This window comes from Ruminococcus sp. 5_1_39BFAA, assembly GCF_964240875.1.
Lineage (GTDB): Bacteria > Bacillota > Clostridia > Lachnospirales > Lachnospiraceae > Blautia_A.
In genome coordinates, this window is record NZ_CAXSVO010000018.1 from 56,932 (window position 1) to 77,257 (window position 20,326).

21 protein-coding genes and 1 tRNA gene are annotated in these 20,326 nt (G+C 40.0%); 1 reads left to right on the top strand and 21 read right to left on the bottom strand.

Annotated elements, in window-relative coordinates; all coding sequences use genetic code 11:
- Position 1 precedes the first annotated feature (1 nt).
- The 19 genes from ACESZH_RS16505 to ACESZH_RS16595 form a co-directional block, all read right to left on the bottom strand.
- On the bottom strand, positions 2–517 hold the full coding sequence (locus tag ACESZH_RS16505; RefSeq protein ID WP_373215835.1) for a PcfB family protein: 516 nt from the start codon (positions 515–517) through the stop codon (positions 2–4).
- A 65-nt stretch (positions 518–582) separates the two neighbouring features.
- Positions 583–1,428, bottom strand: coding sequence for an ATP-binding protein (locus ACESZH_RS16510; RefSeq protein ID WP_373215834.1), 846 nt, complete (start codon positions 1,426–1,428; stop codon positions 583–585).
- Positions 1,425–2,204 carry a replication initiator protein A gene (locus ACESZH_RS16515; RefSeq protein ID WP_373219942.1) on the bottom strand — a complete coding sequence of 260 codons (780 nt, stop codon included), beginning with the start codon at positions 2,202–2,204 and terminating at the stop codon, positions 1,425–1,427. The genes ACESZH_RS16510 and ACESZH_RS16515 overlap by 4 nt, the downstream gene beginning before the upstream one ends.
- A gap of 5 nt (positions 2,205–2,209) precedes the next feature.
- Entirely contained in the window at positions 2,210–3,310 is a 1,101-nt protein-coding gene (locus tag ACESZH_RS16520) for a replication initiator protein A (RefSeq protein WP_373215832.1), read from the bottom strand.
- Positions 3,307–3,798: a hypothetical protein gene (locus ACESZH_RS16525; RefSeq protein WP_373215831.1), complete on the bottom strand. Its 492-nt coding sequence runs from the start codon at positions 3,796–3,798 to the stop codon at positions 3,307–3,309. Before ACESZH_RS16525 ends, ACESZH_RS16520 begins: the two co-directional genes overlap by 4 nt.
- An 11-nt stretch (positions 3,799–3,809) precedes the next feature.
- Positions 3,810–4,235: a single-stranded DNA-binding protein gene (locus tag ACESZH_RS16530; protein WP_373215830.1), complete on the bottom strand. Its 426-nt coding sequence runs from the start codon at positions 4,233–4,235 to the stop codon at positions 3,810–3,812.
- Positions 4,232–4,645, bottom strand: a complete 414-nt coding sequence (locus ACESZH_RS16535) for a hypothetical protein (protein ID WP_373215828.1) — start codon at positions 4,643–4,645, stop codon at positions 4,232–4,234. Before ACESZH_RS16535 ends, ACESZH_RS16530 begins: the two co-directional genes overlap by 4 nt.
- A gap of 668 nt (positions 4,646–5,313) precedes the next feature.
- Positions 5,314–5,778 (bottom strand): hypothetical protein, encoded by a 465-nt coding sequence (locus ACESZH_RS16540; protein WP_373215826.1) that lies wholly within the window; start codon positions 5,776–5,778, stop codon positions 5,314–5,316.
- A gap of 2 nt (positions 5,779–5,780) precedes the next feature.
- Positions 5,781–6,098 carry a hypothetical protein gene (locus ACESZH_RS16545; protein ID WP_373215825.1) on the bottom strand — a complete coding sequence of 106 codons (318 nt, stop codon included), beginning with the start codon at positions 6,096–6,098 and terminating at the stop codon, positions 5,781–5,783.
- A 24-nt stretch (positions 6,099–6,122) separates the two neighbouring features.
- Entirely contained in the window at positions 6,123–7,121 is a 999-nt protein-coding gene (locus tag ACESZH_RS16550) for a DUF6017 domain-containing protein (protein ID WP_373215823.1), read from the bottom strand.
- A gap of 1 nt (position 7,122) precedes the next feature.
- Entirely contained in the window at positions 7,123–8,016 is an 894-nt protein-coding gene (locus tag ACESZH_RS16555) for a ParB/RepB/Spo0J family partition protein (protein WP_373215822.1), read from the bottom strand.
- Positions 8,013–8,792, bottom strand: a complete 780-nt coding sequence (locus tag ACESZH_RS16560; protein WP_373215820.1) for a ParA family protein — start codon at positions 8,790–8,792, stop codon at positions 8,013–8,015. The genes ACESZH_RS16555 and ACESZH_RS16560 overlap by 4 nt, the downstream gene beginning before the upstream one ends.
- Positions 8,793–8,804: 12 nt before the next feature.
- On the bottom strand, positions 8,805–9,677 hold the full coding sequence (locus ACESZH_RS16565) for a ParB/RepB/Spo0J family partition protein (RefSeq protein ID WP_373215818.1): 873 nt from the start codon (positions 9,675–9,677) through the stop codon (positions 8,805–8,807).
- A 441-nt stretch (positions 9,678–10,118) separates the two neighbouring features.
- Positions 10,119–10,190: transfer RNA gene (locus ACESZH_RS16570), tRNA-Arg, on the bottom strand.
- A gap of 407 nt (positions 10,191–10,597) precedes the next feature.
- A complete protein-coding gene (locus ACESZH_RS16575; RefSeq protein WP_373215816.1) occupies positions 10,598–11,470 on the bottom strand; it encodes a DUF3881 family protein in 873 nt (290 codons plus the stop codon).
- Between the two features lie 56 nt (positions 11,471–11,526).
- On the bottom strand, positions 11,527–12,822 hold the full coding sequence (serS, locus tag ACESZH_RS16580; RefSeq protein ID WP_373215815.1) for a serine--tRNA ligase: 1,296 nt from the start codon (positions 12,820–12,822) through the stop codon (positions 11,527–11,529).
- A gap of 307 nt (positions 12,823–13,129) precedes the next feature.
- A complete protein-coding gene (locus ACESZH_RS16585) occupies positions 13,130–13,654 on the bottom strand; it encodes a DUF4446 family protein (RefSeq protein WP_373215812.1) in 525 nt (174 codons plus the stop codon).
- A gap of 9 nt (positions 13,655–13,663) precedes the next feature.
- Positions 13,664–14,602, bottom strand: a complete 939-nt coding sequence (locus tag ACESZH_RS16590) for a ParB/RepB/Spo0J family partition protein (protein ID WP_373215809.1) — start codon at positions 14,600–14,602, stop codon at positions 13,664–13,666.
- Positions 14,602–15,369: a ParA family protein gene (locus ACESZH_RS16595; protein WP_373215807.1), complete on the bottom strand. Its 768-nt coding sequence runs from the start codon at positions 15,367–15,369 to the stop codon at positions 14,602–14,604. The genes ACESZH_RS16590 and ACESZH_RS16595 overlap by 1 nt, the downstream gene beginning before the upstream one ends.
- Positions 15,370–15,971: 602 nt before the next feature.
- On the opposite strand from ACESZH_RS16595, the gene ACESZH_RS16600 reads away from it, so the two are divergent.
- The gene (locus ACESZH_RS16600; protein ID WP_373215806.1) at positions 15,972–16,925 is read left to right on the top strand and encodes an alpha/beta fold hydrolase; all 954 of its coding nucleotides are present in this window, start codon (positions 15,972–15,974) and stop codon (positions 16,923–16,925) included.
- Between the two features lie 415 nt (positions 16,926–17,340).
- Here ACESZH_RS16600 and ACESZH_RS16605 read toward each other — a convergent pair whose 3' ends face one another.
- Positions 17,341–18,843, bottom strand: a complete 1,503-nt coding sequence (locus tag ACESZH_RS16605; protein WP_373215804.1) for a DUF4340 domain-containing protein — start codon at positions 18,841–18,843, stop codon at positions 17,341–17,343.
- Positions 18,843–20,318, bottom strand: coding sequence for a GldG family protein (locus ACESZH_RS16610; protein ID WP_373215802.1), 1,476 nt, complete (start codon positions 20,316–20,318; stop codon positions 18,843–18,845). Before ACESZH_RS16610 ends, ACESZH_RS16605 begins: the two co-directional genes overlap by 1 nt.
- Between the last annotated feature and the right edge of the window lie 8 nt (positions 20,319–20,326).

Genomic DNA, 20,326 nt, shown 5'->3' on the forward strand with positions numbered 1-20,326 from the left:
ATCATCTCACCTGCTGTCTGTTTTTATCTCTAGTCTTCTTCTGGTTCTTCGCTGCTGCCCTGTACAGTGCCAGTTTCTTACGGATACCAACCCTGTTCTTATTCTTTTTTCTGAGCTGTTCCCCGGTAAAATCTCTAAATGCTGCATCTATGGCAGCCCTGTCCCTTCCTTTAAAAAATACCAGATATACCGGTGGATCTTTACTCTTATCTTTTTTTACAGCATAGTTAATACCATATTTTCTTGCATATTTTTCGAATCTTTTCAGCTCTTTATTTGCAATCTCATAATTTTCCATACCGGCATTCTGCTTTGCCAGATCTTTTACTTTGATTCTCCCCTGAGGGGGCTCTCTTTTTCTGGCCAGCTTATCCTGCTGTTTCTGTGCCTTTTTACTGCGGTGGTTCTGCTGTCTGGACTGCAGGTACTTCTCCATCATCCGGCGCATAATGTCCGCCGAGAACTTGGCCGTCTGCACCACAAAGGTCACGGTTTTATTTGTAACTTCTTCCTGCATGTAAGCTGCTCCTTTCTTTCCGATTCTGATTTAAAAATTATACTTGCAATGAAATCACCCCCTTTCTACTGCAGTAACTGATGAAACACTTCTCTTTTTTTCAAATGCTCTCCTCCACGCATATCCTGCCCTTCAAAACAAATAGGAATGCATATTTCAAACAATCTGGAATAAATACGCTGATGTTCCTCATCCATCTCAGGATCCGTCATTTCTTTATAAGAAATATTGGTGGTAATGATCAATGGCAGCTTAGTACAGTATCTGCGATCAATCACGTGATAGATCATCTCCATAGCAAACGAGGAATTCCTCTCTATTCCAAAATCATCTATGATCAGAAGAGGATACGACACCAGATGCCCGATAAACTCATTTTTCCCTTCAAATCTTGAATTCAGTTCATTCAGTATTTTGGAGAAATTTGTCATCATGACACTGATTCCCTGCTCCATAAGAGCATTGGCTATGCATCCGGCAAAGAAACTCTTTCCGGTTCCCACTTCTCCCCAGAGAATGTATCCAATATTCTTTTCTTTCATCTGCGGCCACTTCTGCACATAGGAATACGCCAGCTCCATCTTAGAATTCCTGCCATTATCATTATCAAAGCACCATTCATAGAATCTTTTTTCTGTAAGACCTACAGATTTCAATGCATGCACCTGCAGAGCAAATTCCTTTTTCCTCTGCTCTTCCTGTATTCTTTTCTGTTCTGCCTGCTCACATTCACACAGGCATCTGACCCGGAATATTTTTCCGAGCATGGAATATTCATTTTCCCTGCGTTTTCCGCAGACCTTGCAGCACCGGAAACCAGCTTCATCCAGATATTCCTCTGAAACATTGCTGTTTTCAGATACCTGGTCTGTTTTTTTCTGCAGAAAATCGATCATCTCAGTTTCTGTCATAAACTTGCTCCTTCCGGAAAACTGTAATTGCGTTTTTTCTTCTTTGGTTTCTCTTTATCTGCCCACATACAGATCGTTGCAAAATGATTCTGATAAGTCCTCCCTGTTGATGCCATATATTTTGAAAGACTCTCGATCCAGTACTCCCAGTCGTAGGGATACATTTTTTTCAATTCGTCCAGCTCCTGTTTCATAAGGTGGACATTATGAAACGAACCATACACAGAAGCAGAATCACTGTAACTTGTTCTATCCGTCTTGTTCTTATCTGTATTACTATTATTAGTATTATTAGGGTGTTTTTCGTGGAGGTCTTGACCTTTTATCTGTGGAGGTCTTGACCTCTTTTCTGTGGAGGTCTTGATCTCTTTTTCATGGAGGTCTTGACCTCCATTCTGTAGAGGTCTTAAATAATCCTCATAGAATTTTTTTACATAGATTATATTTGGATACCCCTGTCCCTGACGCTTTCTTTCAATCAACCCGATTCCTTCCTCGGAAGTATCCAGTTCACTGAGTATCTTATAAACATAGCTCTCCGACCGGTTCAAAATTTCCGCCATTTCTTCTACTGTAAAAATAATGTAGACCCTGTCTTCTTCATCCACCCATCCATTTCTGCGGGACATATCCATTCGATCCAACAGCAGTCCGTACAATACTTTAGAATCTGTGGATATTTTATTGAACTTCGGATCAGTAAACAGTATCTTTGGCATCCGGAAAAAAGCAAAGCGATCTGACTCCCCACTGTGAAAGTAGTCATAATAGCGCATGGTTCTTATTCTTCCTTCTTATCATCTTCAACTTCCAGATTTGCCTCTTCTGTTTCAAAGATTTCCTGGTTAAGAGCATTCATAAAACCATCAATATAAAGCAGGCGCAAATCACCTATTTGCAGCCATTCAATGTCCTGCATCTCTTCAAAACCCCAGTTTACAACTTCTTTCATGATATAAAGTACATCATAAACACCATCGTAATCGTTACAGTCATATAATGTACGAATCATCTCCACCAGACGGTCTCCATCAATTACACCTTTCTTATCAAGTTCGATAAGCACACTGAAAAAGGAAAGCGCACACATAGTACTTCTCCGACGGATCACGTTGCTATCCGGCTTACCATAGTCGTTAATCATATTTCTTACATACAGTTCCTTAAAGATTTCCCCTTTGATGATAGCCTCCTGCCGCTTCTGATTCTGCTCTCCTGGTGAGCACAATTCAAAATCATCCTCTCCATCGAGACCGGCAGCAACATCCGCTTCTTCTTTATCCAAAACTTTTTTTAACTCATCAAGTCCAAAATATTCATCATTCTGACCGCTGTATGTGCGCATCTGATTTAATGCAAATTTTACGATTTCTATAAGACCTGTAAGACGACCAAAGCTTCCCTCAATCTTGAGGATTTCATCGAAATCGGACTGATCATATACCACCTTTTCATCATAGTTTTCTTCACTTTCTTTTCTGGGAAATCCTTTCATCTTTTCCTGTGTCATCATTCTTTTCATATCATTTTTATCCTCCTCAGCTTTTCCTGTAATATCTTTCACATAAATCTGGCATGGTCTGCCAGGATACGGCTGTGTTACAACCACCATTTTCTCTTTCTGATAAAGTTCTTCCAGTGCCATGTCCACACGGTGCCGGGTAGCATTCAAATCTTTCTTCATCTCACTTTTCGGATAGATCACATAGCGTGTTCCGTAATCATCGATCCAGCCGTTTAATGCAGCCACATTCATACGGTCCAGAAGCAGTGCATATAAAACCTTTGCTTCTACTGACATTTTTCTGTATTCCGGATCCCTGAACAGGATCTTCGGAACCTGCAGACATTCAACCGGTTCATATCCCAATCTGTTCATCATTCCTTTTCTGCCTCCATTTCAGTTACAAAATTATCCATACCATAATTCTGCGGCATATCGAGTATTAACCAGCGGATCTTACTCACCGGAAACTCTAACCCTCTGTTCGTTCCAATTGACTTTTTTGTTTTTGACATTTCATTCACCAGCTTCACAAGAAACCGCGAAAAACAAACAGAATACGTTTTTAATGTTTCCCCATGAAGTGACGCTACATAAAAGCTGTCCAGTTCTCCGCGTGCTCTGCTATCTTTAAAAAGTCTCTGAACAAGCAGATGCATTTGAAGCTGCTGATTATTGCAGTCTAAATGCATAATCTTCTGACTGATTGCCAGCAGTATATCAACATCCATACTGTTATCCATGATTGCTCCGGCAAATATGGTTGCCTCCATCATGGCTTCTAACTCAATCTGTTTCACATTTATCTGTTCCTCTTCATTCATAAATCTCTTGCTGATCAAGAGTTCTTTATCTACCTGATTCATGGTCTTTCCTCCTATCGAAATGGAAGCTCTTCATCATATCCATCCGGAATACTCATAAATCCGTCGAAATCTTCCGGTGCCGGTGGCGGATAATTACCTGACTGATCGTTACCACTGTCTTTCCTGCTGTCCAGAAATTCAAATCTCTGGGCAATAATGTCATATGCTGTTTTCTTTTCTCCTGTTTTCTTATCAGGATAGGTGGAAGTCTGAAGTTCTCCCTCTACCATGATCCGCATCCCCTTGTGCAGATACCTGAAAGCCGTGTCCGCAAGCTTATTGAATCCTCTGACATTGAAAAAATCCGTGACATCTCTTTCTGTGTTTCTGCTTACCGCCAGACTGAATTTTGCTACTCGGAATTCACCATTTTCAGTAGGGTAAGTATTGTACTCGGGATCCCTCGTCAGCCTTCCGATTAGAATAATTTTGTTCATACTTTCCTTCTCCTTCCTGCCAGATCCGCATAACAGATGCCGATACACGGCTGTACTGCTCCATAAGGGCAGCCATAACACTTTTTATTTTTCTTCTCGTCTTCCTTCAATTCCTTTTCGAACATCTGCTCCAGAAGATCGACTCTCTTCTTTTTGTTCAGATAATACTTTTCTGCATCACTGCATTCTTCCTTTGCAATGGCAAGCATCCTTTTTAATGACGGATGAAAGATTTCACTGGCAACATCCCATGCGCAGCTGACAAGCATGCACCTGCGTTTTTTCTGATAAACACCGCCGTAGTAAGGGCAGATCGTGCAGAACCTTTCATTACAGATTGTGTTTGAGATTACCGGAAGGTCTCCCTTCAATTCTTTCGGAATCTCACTTGACTTTATACATGGTCTCATTTTTTCATCTCCTTTTCCCAGTCACCTTAACCGGCAACACAAGAATGCGGCAGAACTTTCCGAACCAATCGATCCATTCTGCCGCACAGCTTCTATTGTCAGTTTGATTTTTTTCATACAGTGCTCTTTGTCTCTTTACACGTGTTTCCCATTTCAGGGAACACCCAATCCGTTTGCGCCATTGCAGGCAGCCACAGCCACATCGTATGTGGTCTCCAGGATCCTCACTCCTCCTGGCCGACATCATTCGGGAGTCTCATTATAAGTTCGCTGCTTCTTATAGAAAGCCGTGGGCATCATCGATACCTTTTAATGCAAACCTCTGTTTTATTTTCCGGAGGACCGATTATCCTGCCGGATTATCCGGAACCATCTATAGTGATCCCGGCGGATTGGCGAGCTCATTCAGTTGTCAATGTTCGTGTCGAGAATTTTCACTTATTCTTCTCAAGTTCTAAGGACAAAGTTTTTGGCAAAAATAAAGGACGATTTTGAAAAAAATGAAAAAATTTTTTGAAATATTGTTTTTGACATGGTTTTTGGATGTGAAATCATAGAAAAAGATCATCCTTCGCATGAAAAATGGTCTTTGAAAAGAAAAAAGACGGTGACTCTCACGTAACTTGTGAAAATCACCGTCTGGTAATTTATTATTTTATCCTACTGTGTTAGGAAGTCATGTTTTCGTATGGATTGAATTTTTTACCTTCACTTTCGCTTTTTGCAAGATCTTCAAAAAAAGTATCTTCATCCGTCAGGAATAATTCATAGATTGCGCGGATCATAATTTCTCCCGTCGGCATTTCTTCGATCAGATCTTCCACCGGTCTTCCCTTGAAGAAACACTCTTTCATAATAAGATATGTCAGACTGCATGCCTGCTGAATACACTCACGGATTGTCTCACGTATTGCTTCATGATACCCCTGCAAGTCTTCTGCAGATATATTTCTTATAATTGCCTCATGGCCTTTTTTTGAATCGGATTCTTCACTCATTAAAAGATCCAGCTCGGCCCTGGCAGCTTTTTGAGCATCATCATCCAAGTGAAGATATTCCCAGATTATTTTGACAGTATTGCTATCCTCACCGTATTCAATAGGCGGTAACTGCAGATATTCTTTCTTTTTCATTTTCAAAATCCCCCTACGATTTTTTCAGATACTGCCTTTACAGCAAAACCCAGAAGTACCTCTACAAATACTCCGCAGGTCAAAGCTGCAAGCAATACTGCTTCCACAACGGCTACCAGCACATATCTCATGTAATCCTGACGGAACCAGATCACGGTTCCGATCAAAATAATACCACACAAGACACCGATCACCCATTTGAACAGGGAATACACATTCACCACAAGTTTCATTGCTCCCTGACACATGAGCAGCACCAATAACACCGGAACTAACGCTGCTCTGATTATGGCATTTCCGAATAAACTCATCATCTTCATATTTCTTCTTTCCCCTCGTTACATTTATCTTGCAAACATCGGCATATCATGATTGACTTCGGCGCAGTAATAACCATCCATCGTAGACGGTGCATTAAACAACGCTGCCAGTAAGTATTTCTTGATATTCTTTACCTTTGTTGTGTTCCCATGCAGACACTGGATCACGTAATCTATGTGGGAATAATTTAGTTTCAGGAATTTGCTTTTCACCAGTTCTGCCGGATAATGTTCACTGGCAATAAGGATTTCTTTTCGTTTGCTCATGACTGTTTCCAGAATGAGATTGTAAATACCTTCAACAAGTTCCTGATCATGATTATGTGTGATCAGCAATGAACCGTATTCAATATTTTTTCGAATGATTTCTCCATATGCCTGCAATGTCTGATCTGGCATCTCATCACATCTTATCGCATCCTGACCTGAATACGATAAGATATGATTCGATTTATTCTCATTCATATAGTTCTGGTTTATATTAGTCTTATTCTTTAGAGGTGCCCTAACGGGAACCTCTTGACGTGTCAATTTCGGGACTATAGTAGTGCCCGTTTGGGGATCTCTTGACGTGTCTGTCTTGGAACCACCAGAAGTTCCCTTTTCAGCACCTCTTGCTTCATATATGTTAGTGGCTTTTCCTGTAGTTCCCATTTCGATACCTCTGGTCACTTCCTGTGACATAAAGCTTTTTACATATATAATACTGGGAAGACCAAATCCCCGTTTTTTCTTTTCCACCAGTCCAAACGCTTCCAGTTCTGTAAGATACTCCATGGCTTTTTTTCTGGAAAATCCCAGATCCGACTGTATATCTGAAATCGGATAAATGATAAATACACGATTTTTTTCGTCGAACCAGCTGTTTTTTCTTGATAATGTCATTCGGTCCAGAAGTATCGAATAGAGTATTTTTGCCTGCAGGGACAAATCTGAAAATGTATTCTCGGTAATCATAACTCTTGGGATACGAATGAAATTGAACTGCTCGGCCTGAGCACCATAGTAATAATCGAAATTCATGTCACACCTCCCCGTTTTTCCATTTGTCCAGAAGCTGGAACAGGACATTCTTAATATCATCAGAACCATAACTTGCAGGGAAATACTCTCTGAGTTTCTTTTCTGATAAGGTGAGCTTGCCGCCAGAAGTCTTTCCGGTCTGATAGTTATTCATAATCATTATCAGCTTTGGCTGTGTCATAACTCCTTTTTCACATTCCTCGCGAAGAGCTGAGATCTGTTTCGGTTTTACCGTACCATTCTCTTTGATGTACTCATAAATCCACTGCTGGATTTCCTTATCTATGTAGGAAATATCTACACCTAGAGATAACTGGATTTTTTTCTTATCAACAAACTCTATCAATTCTGGGATTAGTTCTGTCAATCGAATATATCTTTGTACCTGACGCCCACCAATACCTCCCGCTTCACCTACTTTTTCACAAGTCCATTTTTCTGACTTCTCGACTTCATGTCGAGAAGTGCCTTGATGTCTCATGGCATCCATTTTCATTTTAAACGCAAAGGCCTTCTCACTCGGCAGTAATTCTTCTCTCTGAATATTCGCATCCACCATAGCCAGGACTGCGGTATCATCATCCATTTCTCTGACAATTGCAGGAATCATGCTAAGTCCCGCAAGTCCGGCGGCATGTAATCTGCGGTGACCGGAAATCATCTCATATCCTCTGGTCTTTTTGGATGGTCGGATCAATACCGGTGTAAGAACTCCATTAACTTTAATGCTTTCAACCAGTTCTGCCATCTTATCATCATCAACTACCTTGAACGGATGATTTTCAAAACTGTGGATATCACGGATGCTTACATCTACTGCAGATTCTTCATTACTTACTCCAAGCAGTGCTTCATAATTCGTTAATTTGATTTTCTGACCAACTCTTTCTTTCATTTCGCAAGTACCTCCTGTGTCAGTGCTTCATATGCTTTTGCAACTTTGCTGTTTGGACAGTGCGCATAAATACTGATTCCTTCTGCGCTGATTTCAGATGCTTTCACCGACATTGGAATATAAGTTTCAAATATTCCAAGTGTGTCTGCATATGTTTCTTTGACTGTAGCAAAGATATCCTTCGTATAATTGGATCGCATATCAACCATGGAAAGAAGAATTCCTTCTACTTTTAATGACTTATTGAGTCTGCGCTGCACCATCGTAATCGTATGCAACAGCATCTGCAGACCTTTTACCGGAAGAAACTGTGCCTGAACCGGAATAAGAACAGATGTTGCAGCTACCAGGGCATTGATCGTCATCATTCCCAAACTGGGTGAACAATCTATAATAATATAGTCATAGTCTTCTTTGATCATATCCAGGTATTCCTGCATCAGATGTTCTCTGCTGATGATGTTGATCATTGCTACTTCCAGCCCGGACAATTCAATATTTGCAGGTATTAAATCTACCCCTTCTTCGTGATGAAGAATTCCGGCTCTCGGATCAAATTCCTCTTCATCAATGATATGTCCCAGAATGGTTGCAAGAGTGATTTCCAGTTCGTCCGGTTCCTTATAACCAAGGCTTGCTGTGCAGCTTCCCTGCGGATCGGCATCCACAACAGCTACTCTTTTTCCGTTTCTTGCAAGTCCAACTGCCAGATTTACTGCAGTCGTTGACTTGGACTGGCCCCCTTTTTGGTTTGCGATTGCTATAATCTTACACATGATTTTTCCTCCTTAATTTCCCCAGTACTGTTCACAATAGGTCTGTAATAAAGCAACGATTTCTTTTTTCATCTGCGCCGGTGTATAGCTTCTTGGAAAGAAACGGTATAACTGCTCATTCTTGAACATGACTCTGTTGGTTTCACCCTTTTTAATTTCTCCAAGAATTTCCTGCATCTTTTCCCGTGTGCAGTTGCCACTCTGGCTCAGTTCTTTTATCCTCTGTGCCTGCGATATGGATGGCGATGACTGTGTGGCATCCATTGCATTTAACAGTTCTTTCTGTTCTTCTTCGCTTAAAAAAGAAATATCTACCGCAGGATTGAAAGCCAGCATTCCTTCATCCAATAATTTCAGAAATTCCGGAATCAGATATGTTATCCGGATATAACGCTGTACCTGCTTCTGACTGTCACCTGCCTCAGCTCCAATTTCCTGCAGTGGCGATTTTCCTTTTGGATAAACATAGCCGATTTGTCCTGATTTCGGTCTGCCGACACTTCTTCTCAGAACATCATATTTCATTCTGTAGGCAAATGCCTTCTCACTGGGACTGATCTGTTCTCTCTGAACATTGGAATCTACCATTTCCAGAATGGCCTCATCATCACTCAGAACCCTGATCAGTACCGGAACTTTGGTAAATCCAAGCTGTCTGGCAGCTTCACATCTACGATGACCGGATACGATCTCGTAATATCCTTCCAGTTTGGGTCTGACTATGATTGGGTTCAGAATTCCAAAACGTCTAATGCTTTCACGGAGAGCTTCCATCTGCTGATCATTTTTCACCTTAAAAGGATGATTCTTAAAGCCTTTCAGTCTCTCGGTGCTGATCTCAATCACTTTTTCTTCAAGATCCTTTTCTTTTTGCTTGCATTGCATATCCTCACTCCATTTCCTTTCCGCATCCTCGCGGAGCGTTTATCTCAGTCGCATATTCGACTGAGATAAAAAGAACCCGCCTGGACAGATGCTTATTCATCTGACCAAACAGGTTCTTCGTCCTCTTAGCTGCAGCTAAGAAATATAGTAACATTCTGCTAATTCTGCTAAGCAGTTATCCACCTCTTTCCCCGGAAAAAACCGGAAAAACGTGGACAAATACGGGAAATCTCTGCCATATCACACAACGAAAAACTTTTATTAGCAGAAACCATATTTTCACCGCTTAGCTGAAACCGATTTTGCTTAGCTGGCAGCTAATTGATTTTTCATTTCTCTTAGCTGAGATTTTTCTTCATCTCACAATCAGAATCTTTCCAAAATAAAAGAAGCGGATCCCGATCTGCTTAGCTAGCTAATCGTTTTTCCGCTTCAATCTAGCGTTCCCTGCGGGAATCGAACCCACAACTAGTGCTTAGGAGGCACTTGTTATATCCATTTAACTAAAGGAACAAGCATCGGTTTTTTGGCTTAAAATCAAGGTTTTTTGCCATTTCACCGACTTCTCTTATATATGATTAAGGTCTGTTTTCATGACCGTAACCCGCTGTTATTTCACTTTGATTGACGATGTTGTTATCGCCTATTTGGCGATGACTATGTTGTCAATTTTATGCGTCTCCTGCTCAAATCGAACTGCTACTCATTTTTTTATAGTAGTAAAAGCGATAAGCGTTGTCAAGACTTAGGAGGCGAACGCTCTATCCTGCTGAGCTATAGGAACAATTTGAATTATGAAACTTTTATCAATTAGATTTCACAACGATGATTTTACTATATCCTGCAGAAAAAAACAAGACATTAAAGTATTTTTGTCATAGCTTTTTTCATCATAATATTACGATTCAGGCCTTCCGGTTTTAAAAATGAAGCTGCCCCTGCAGCCAGATAATGCCCTTAAAGCGACGTCCTACTGCTGGTTCGCCCAGCAAGTCATTCTTATTGATACAGATATCAAACTGCATATCGTTGCTCTCTATTGTCATTTGGTAGATTGTTTCACCTGTAAGGATATTTTTGAAGCTCATAATATCCAGGATTTCTCCCATAATATTATACTGGTCGCACTCGATTCCATAAGGCATGAAATAAGAATCCACAATAGTAAACACATCGTCTGTCACGATACGCTCCGAAATCATGGAATAGGTATCCATATCCTCCATGGTGAGGCTCTCCATCGCCTCCTCATCCCCGTTTCTGGCGGCAGCAATAAGGTTATTGCGGTTCTTTGTAAGCTCCCGCTCCACCTTTACGGCCTCCTTATCCTTCTGCACAGGGAAAAGTATGGTTCCTTCCCTTGCAAGACCCGTAAGTGTCAAAGGCTGATTTCCCAGATAATTTCCCTTATACTTTTCCAGCATATATTCTGCCGGATTCTGTAGATAAAAAATCAATGTCACGCCAATTCTAAGGTCGTCACAGGCACCTGCAAAGGATTCCTTCTCAGCATGTCTTTCAATCACCACATGTTCCTGGGTCGTAATCCCTGTACCGCGGAAAAACGGAAATGAATATTCAACATGAAACTCATTGTCCTCATCGTACTGACCGCAGACGGTAATTCCGCAATCACAGCCATAATTCTTTGAATATTCCACGAAAACACCGTCAGGATGATTTTCCACGGCAATCTTTTCATCATAAGTCTTAATAACATCCTGTATTATTTCCTGCATTTCGCTGCGCTTTGTGACATTGGAAAAACCAACTGCTTTTAAATAACTATGCACAAGAACACCTCCCTGGCGAAGTTTTAATGTACCATTTATAGAACTTTAATTTAGTACTATTTATTGGACTTTTTCTCAATTTTTGTCATTCCGCCCATATAAGGCTGTAAAGCTGTCGGAATGCTCACACTGCCATCGGCATTTAAGTTATTTTCCAGGAATGCGATCAGCATTCTCGGAGGAGCAACAACCGTGTTATTCAATGTATGTGCAAGGTATTTCTTACCATCCTGACCGTTTACGCGGATTTTCAGACGACGTGCCTGCGCATCACCCAAATTAGAACAGCTTCCTACTTCGAAATATTTTTTCTGTCTTGGAGACCAGGCTTCCACATCAACGGATTTTACCTTCAGATCAGCCAGGTCACCGGAGCAGCATTCCAGAGTACGTACCGGAATATCAAGAGAACGGAATAAATCCACAGTATTCTGCCACAGCTTATCAAACCACATTGGGCTTTCCTCAGGCTTGCAGACAACGATCATTTCCTGCTTTTCAAACTGATGGATACGATATACGCCTCTTTCTTCGAGACCGTGAGCGCCTTTTTCCTTACGGAAGCATGGAGAATAGCTTGTGAGGGTTTTTGGAAGCTCCTCTTCCGGAATAATCTGGTCAATGAATTTACCAATCATAGAATGTTCGCTTGTTCCAATCAGATATAAGTCCTCACCCTCGATTTTGTACATCATGGCATCCATCTCTGCGAAGCTCATAACGCCTGTCACAACATTGCTGCGGATCATAAACGGAGGTACACAGTAGGTAAATCCTCTATTGATCATGAAATCACGGGCATAGGAAATAACTGCGGAGTGAAGTCTTGCTATATCTCCCATCAAATAATAAAAACCGTTTCCAGCGACACGTCTGGCACTGTCAAGGTCAATTCCATCAAAGCTTTCCATGATTTCTGTATGATACGGGATTTCAAAATCCGGTACAATCGGCTCTCCAAACTTCTCAACCTCAACGTTTTCACTGTCATCTTTTCCAATCGGTACGGACGGATCAATAATGTTTGGAATTACCATCATATTTTTAAGAAGCTCTTCCTCAACTGCCTTTTCTCTTGCAGAAAGCTCTTCAATACGGGTACCGGAAGCAGCAACCTTTTTCTTGATCTCTTCTGCTTCTTCTCTCTTTCCCTGTCCCATGAGAGCGCCGATCTGTTTGGAAATTTTATTTCTCTCTGCACGAAGTGCTTCAACTTCCTGTTTAATCTCACGATTTTCTTTATCCAGCTCTAAAACCTTATCTACCAGTTCCAGTTTGCTGTCCTGAAATTTGTTGCGGATATTCTGTTTTACTACATCTGGATTTTCTCTCACAAATTTAATATCTAACATTTCTTTCCTCCTGTATATGTGCGTTTTCTATCTCGATACGCTAATTTTTTCTCTGCAAATTCCACCGCGGCATATAACTTCGCTCTACGGCTCAGCTATTTTTATTTTGCTCGTCCCTCGCTTCATAAAGTTACGGGAATCAATGCAATTTGCTCTGCAAATCGCATCGCGGCATATAGCTTCGCTCTACGGCTCAGCTATACTTTATTCCGCTCGTCCCTCGCTTCATAAAGTTACGGGAATCGCTGCAATTTGCTCTGCAAATCGCACCGCGGCATATAGCTTCGCTCTACGGCTCAGCTATATTTTACTCTTCTGTTTCGATGTTGCCAAGTCCGAAGTTTACGGCTTTTCTTAGTGCCTCTACCTCTTCCTGGCTTAGCATGACATAAGACTCCCCTTTTACTATTTCCTTTAAATACAGGAAACAGTTATCGCGGCTGTGAACCGCATTTAAAATCAGACCTGAATTATCTTTATCAAGCAAAGCAAGGGCAAAGCTTAATTTTCCGCCTACATCATCAAAGGCATCATACTTTTCCACTCCGTATTTGCTGAACATGGTTTCCATATTGTGCTTGATAAAATTAATATCATGCTCGTGGTCTTCCTTTGCCTCATAGAGACGGTCAATCTGCGCAAACTTACGCATGAATACCTTTTCCAGAGATTGCGCGTCACTGCCTTTCATAAACATTTTATATTTTCGTTCCAGGCGGGTGAGACGCATTTTGCTGCTGACAACGTTCACCAAAAGAATGATGGACAGAATCAGCAGGATAATAATGATAATCCCAGGATCTATTCCCAGGCTGTCAAAAATACTACTCATGCCTTCTCCTTATCTGATTGATTCAAATAGCTCTATGATTCTTTCCAATTCATCCTTAGAATAATATTCTATTTCTATTTTCCCCTTATTGTTCTTCTTTCTGTGAATAAATACCCGGGTTCCCATGATTCCCTTCATCTTTTCTTCCAGGCTTTCGTAAATGGCATCCTCGGCTGTATTTTTCACTGCCTGTTTTTGCTTTGGAGGCTCCATAACGGCTTTTACCAGCTTTTCTGTTTCACGGACGCTCAGCTTTTCATCGAAAACCTTCATAGCCACCGTTGTCTGCATCTCCCCATCCGGTATCGCCAGAATTGCTCTTGCATGACCGGATGATATCATCTCATCGATCAGCATCTGCTGTACTTTTTCATTTAGTTTCAAAAGTCTCATGGAATTTGTTACTGCAGTTCTGCTTTTCGAAACTTTTTCTGCAATTTCATCCTGCTTGAGATTAAATTCATCCATCAGACGTTTATAAGCCATAGCCTCCTCAATTGGATTTAAGTCTTCTCTTTGAATATTCTCAATGAGAGAAATTTCCACAACCTGCTGGTCATTAAATTCTTTAATAATAACCGGAACTTCCTTTATGCCAGCAAGCTTTGCGGCTCTCCATCGACGTTCCCCTGCAATAATTTCATAGAAGTCCCCTTTATCGGACACGAGAAGGGGCTGTAAAATGCCGTACTGCTTAATAGACTCTGAAAGCTCCAAAAGTGCATCCTCATCAAACTGTTTTCTGGGCTGACTGCGATTAGGCTCAACCTTTGAGATTTTCACAAGCATTTCTGTTTTTTTCTCTTCCACAGAAGGCTCTGCTTTTTCTACAGTTTTTTTCATAGGTTCCACTTTCGCCCGTGTTTTCTTAGCAGGCTCTTTATCCACTGATTTTTCCGGAAAAAGTGCATCTAATCCTCTGCCAAGTCCTGTTTTCTTCGCTGACATTATTCACCCTCCCTGTTTATGACTTCTTCAGCCAGGAGACGGTAGCTTTCGGCTCCGGCAGATTTAGAATCGTAAATAGTAATTGGCTGTCCATAACTTGGAGCTTCTGCCAGTCTTACATTTCTTGGAATTATGGTCTTGTATATATTTTGCTGTAGATTATCCTTGACATTTTCCACAACCTGCAGCGACAGATTTGTACGGGCATCATACATGGTAAACACAACACCTTCTATTTCCAACTTTTGATTCAATCTGTCTTTCACCAATTCAATTGTGTGTATCAACTGGGAAAGTCCTTCCAATGCGTAGTATTCGCACTGTATCGGGACAAGAACCGATGTAGATGCTGTTAAAGCATTGATTGTCAGCATACTCAATGAAGGTGGACAATCCATAATTATGTAATCGTACTCATCACGAATCTTTTCCACGATTCCCTGCAATATATACTCTTTGTTTTCTATTCCTATCAACTCAATTTCCGCACCGGAAAGATTTACATTGGAAGGTATCAGATCAACTCTTTCAACTACATCTTTGACAATGGTATTCTGCAAATCGGCTTCTCCCAGAAGCAGTTCATATAAAGTATTTTCAACAGAGTTTTTATCTACACCAAGACCGCTTGTAGTATTGCCCTGGGGATCTATGTCAATTGTTAATACCTTTTTTCCCTTTTCGGCAAGGCATGCAGAGAGATTAATGGCTGTTGTAGATTTTCCCACGCCACCCTTTTGATTTGCAACTGCTATAATTCTACCCAATATCAACCCTCCTTTTACGTGGATTTAGATATTATAATGATCAAGTTCATTGGATATTGCTATTATATCACTTTTATTTTTATACCGCCACACAATGTTTCACGTGAAACATAGAAAATGGCATTTCTTTTCGTCAAAATATTGTATATTTTTTTGCAAAAAATCTGGTCTCTCTTTCTATTTTATTATATCCAAATTTATTAATATATAATCACTCTTCTTACTATCACCTACATTCGAAATAACTCTCTCCAGTGTTTCACAGAAATCGCAGTTGTCCAATTTATCGCCTGCAAACTCAGAATCAAATTGTTGTTATAGGTCCTCGGCCTAGAGAGAGAATTGAATGTAATTAAAGAAGTAGTTTATAAACACACTACGCGTGATCACAAAAATCGTGTATGCAATTTTGCGCTTGTATGTCTCGTTTTTTATGTGACCTTTGATCAAATAAAACACTTGCACAGCACGCCTTCGGTGTCGTGAAATATTCTCAGTGGACAGTAACCGCATCTTGCCTCATTAATATTAATAAAAATATAAAGATTGTAAATCATCTGATTTTGACGTATAATATGACTATATCATAAAGGAGGATTCGCATGAAAAATAATAGACATAAAATCGTGACTCTTGCTGCATTAACTACTATTGCAACTTGCATTGTCCATATAACAAATAGAGTCGTAGCTGCTTCTGCACAGTTGAAAGAAATGTTGGATTTTTCCAACCATAACTATTTCGAATGGCGTTTTGGAAAAATTTATTATACAAAAAAAGGAAAAGGGAGTCCTCTTCTTTTAATTCATGATACCATGCCCGGAGCTTCCGGTTACGAGTGGAACCGCATAGAAGATAAGCTTGCTTTAGAACATACCGTTTATACTATTGATTTACTGGGATGCGGACGTTCCGAAAAGCCCGGTTTGACTTACACAAACTTCCTTTTTGTACAAATGCTTTGCGATTTCACCAAAAAAGTCATTAAAGAAAAGACAGACGTTATTGCCAGTGGATTTTCCGGTTCGTTTGCAATTATGGCAAGCATGTATGATAAAGATTGTTTCAACAAGCTCATGCTTGTAAATCCTACTAGTATGAATACTCTTTGCCAGACAACTACAGAAAAGGATAAGATTTTCAAGTTTCTTGTAGAACTTCCTGTTTTTGGAACTTTGATTTATCACATGGTTGTTTCACGTGAAACACTAAGTAATCAATTTATTAATAGTCTATACTATAACCCCTTCCGAGTAGATCAGGATTTAATGGACGCTTATTATGAAGCAGCCCATAAAGGAGGATACTATTCCAAATATTTGTACACCAGTTTTTCGTCCAAATATATGAATATTAATATTCGTCATGCATTAGCGACACTGGATAATAGTATTTATATTGTAGAAGGTGAAGATGAAATGAATGGATCTTCTATTGTAGATGATTATTGCAAAACTAATCCTTCTATCGAAACTGCAGTAGTAAAGAAATCCAAACATTTCCCACATATTGAAAATGCTGAAGAATTTCTGGAACAAGTTGGTGCATTTTTCTGATTTATATTTGAAAGTAAAAAAAGCTGCCAGGGAACGCGCACAGTGCCCCCGGCAGTTTTTAGTTTCATAGGAAATCGACTTGTATTTAGAGCAAAGCTAAGTAGCTTTCCTATGAAATAAAAAAGTATGCGCCGAAGTGCGGTTGCGTCAGCAGCCATATTCCTCTTGTATGTACACATATTACAATTACAGTACATATATTACACTTACTTAGCGAGGTATTTCCAAGCTTAGTAGCAATAGCTCACAAAGCAGTGCGAATCCCCACAGCGTAGCTACGTCTTTTATGTTATAGGAAATTTTGGTAAACTTCCGTAAAGAACAAATGGAGTGTTTCTCTATAACATAAAGAAACGGCAACCGCCATTATTAGCGATTGCCGTTATCTAGTATTACATGAAATGTTGTTTTTGTTTTACTCCTCAGCATCTGCCTCTACTGAAGTCTCTTCACTATTTTGTTCAATCAACTCCTCAAATGAGCTTATCATTTCCTTAGCTGTCATTTTATTTACCAGATACACTTTTTCGTCAATTACAGCAGCGTAAAAATTAGTATCGTAAGAATAGAAATCCTCTGTTTCAATATTTCCATCTGTATCTGTAAACACTACTGTCATTTCCGGATCTGATGCCACTTCAAACTTCTCAGTTAACCTCTTCTGCCCTGCCATATTGATAAGCTTATTATAGAAAGTTGTAAACTTCAGAGAATCAATATCGGCTCCATCTAACTGATAAGAAAGAGTTTCTGTACTGCTTTCGCTATCCTCTTCATCTTCTGATGTTTCACGTGAAACATTTATAGTATGCGTTTCATTTTCAAATGTCACTTCCAGAGAATCCAGATTATTTACAGACAAGTAATTTACTGTCATATTCCAGAAATCTTCATTCGTTTTCCCAAATAATGAATCCAGAGTATCATTTGATATTGTATAAATAGCATTACTGTCATTCACTCTGACATATCGTCCATTATCATCCGCTTCATTTCCAATCTGGAGTACCAACTGTTTATCCACCATCACAGGCTCAGATTCTTCCTCTTCAGTTTCGTCCGTATTCTCTTCCGAACCCTCTGAATCATCCTCCTCAACTTCTTCCTGATAATCCACAGTGATTTCCGCATAAGGTTTATCTAATCCATACTCTGACAGATCTTCACAATCATAATTTACAAACTCACCATATGACATACTGGAAAAAGTAGAAGTAAGGCTGCTTGCTTTGGCAGAATCAGCACTATCTGTTTCCTCTTTACTCTTTATATCCCAGGTTCCGCTCTCGTCATTTTTCACTAATTCGTATGACGAGTTTTCCTCATTAACAGAGATTTTACTTATCGTAGAAGAATCTATAGTTGGAAAGGTATCGGCTTGTGCATAATCATAAAGATTTTTCATAAAGGGATCAACAACAGAGCTAGCAACTACATATACGGTAGAATCGTCATCGCTTTTCTTTATATAATACTGGCCGGTGGAAGCATTCTCTTCACCCACCTGTAAAATCGTTTTTTCTTCATCTTCCGTAGTAACAGCAATTGTATTGGAAGGAACGTCAAGTCCATATTCACTCAAATCCTCAACATCCTCCAAAACTCTGTCAGCTTCCACGGAGTTCAGCGTTCCCGCTGCCTCCGTAAGCTTATCCTGATTCACAGGAAAATTCCTGTCATCGCTTTTCACCCAATTATCGTCCTCTTTATCAAAAACCACTTCACTTTTTTCAATTAAGAATCCAATGGATTTTATCTTCTCAGTATCGACAGATACAACACTGACAGGTTCCTCTTCCTCGCTTTCCTGCTCCTTTTCTTCCTGTTTTGCTACATAAGTTTTTACACCAGCATAAGTTCCGCTCAGGACAACCAAAACCCCCACCGCAGTAACTAAATTTACCGTCTTTTTCTTCATCAGGCTTTTCTCCTCTTTAACCAAATCAAAAATCCAGCAACCAGGAACACTCCCGGAATCAATCCAATGGTACAGATTTTCCAAAAGCTTGCATCATAAGCTGTCAAAGTCAGGCGAGAAACCTCCATGCTCTTGGAAGGAATTGATACCGAAGTATTTTCCTCTGTATCGGTCATCCACTTTAAGGAGGACATGATCAACTGCTCATTACCTCCGGAAACCATTTGGTTCACCTGGCTCTCCAAAAGATTTGCTGTTGAATAATAAACAATTTGCGTTTCTTTATCATCATCCAAAGTTTCTGTAATGCTTACGCCCAAATCAAACGGTCCGGATACATCATCGCTCTCTTTTTCAAGAGTATCGCTGTTCATATTTGTCTTTGAATATGCACTGTCAGAGGTTGTCAGAAGGCTTTCTATCGTAACCGTATCTCTTACATCCTCAAGTTTCTGGATTCCCTGGGCATATGGGGCTAAAACGTAATATCCGGCAGAGGCTACATCTGAAACAGCTTCTGCGCTGTTTATAGTTGGCACAAGATAATATGGCATCTGCATTGCATAATGCTGGGAATCACCTTCAAATACAATACCGTCTGCAGTTGTCACACCGTAATTTTCCATGATTGCGCTGAAATTTTCCAGTTTATTCCCAGTATAATCAGAGAAAATCATTGCTTTTCCACCGTTTTCCAAATATTCCAGGATGGCATCTCTTTCATCTTCGGAAATATCTGACGTTGGTGATTCGATCAAAAGGCAATCTGCATCCTCCGGTACGCTTCCCTCTGTTAATAGATTCAGAGATTTAATCTCCATGTTTGCCTTTTCTATATCCTCCTTTATTGTAGAATCCAGGGTAGCTTCCCCATGTCCCTCTAATGTATATAAAATCGGAAGATCTTCTGACGTTACGTAGGCAATCGCACTTGTTATCTGTCCTTCTCCGTCAAATCCCGTCGTCTGGTAGCTATAAGTGTTGTAATCAATACTAGATTCGTAAATATTGTTATAATTTACAATTTTATTTCTATCTCCACAGACAACGATCAGGCTGTTGGACGAAAGATTATCAGTTGTATATTCAGAAACAAATTTTGGATTTACTACCGGATCCTTTAATTCTACTTTTACATGATCTGACTCATCCTCATATCTCTGAAGCAGCTTACTGATATTTTCGTCCTCACTTCCGCTTTGAGCCACCTGGTAAATAGTTACGTCTTTATCAAGATCTTTCAGCATTTCTGCTGTCTGCTCGCCGATACTGTACAGTTTCTGCTCACTGATATCAAACTGTGTATATTTGGAAGGCAGTTTTCCAATTATCAAATTTATAACAATAATGATTGCAATAAATATTACTGTTATTGCCGCGCTGTATGATCCGTTCTTTAAATATTTTTTGTTGATAGTTTCTTTAAATTTCTTTTTGTCAATATTGTTATTTTTTCTTTTCTTTCCGATTTTCATTTTCCCAC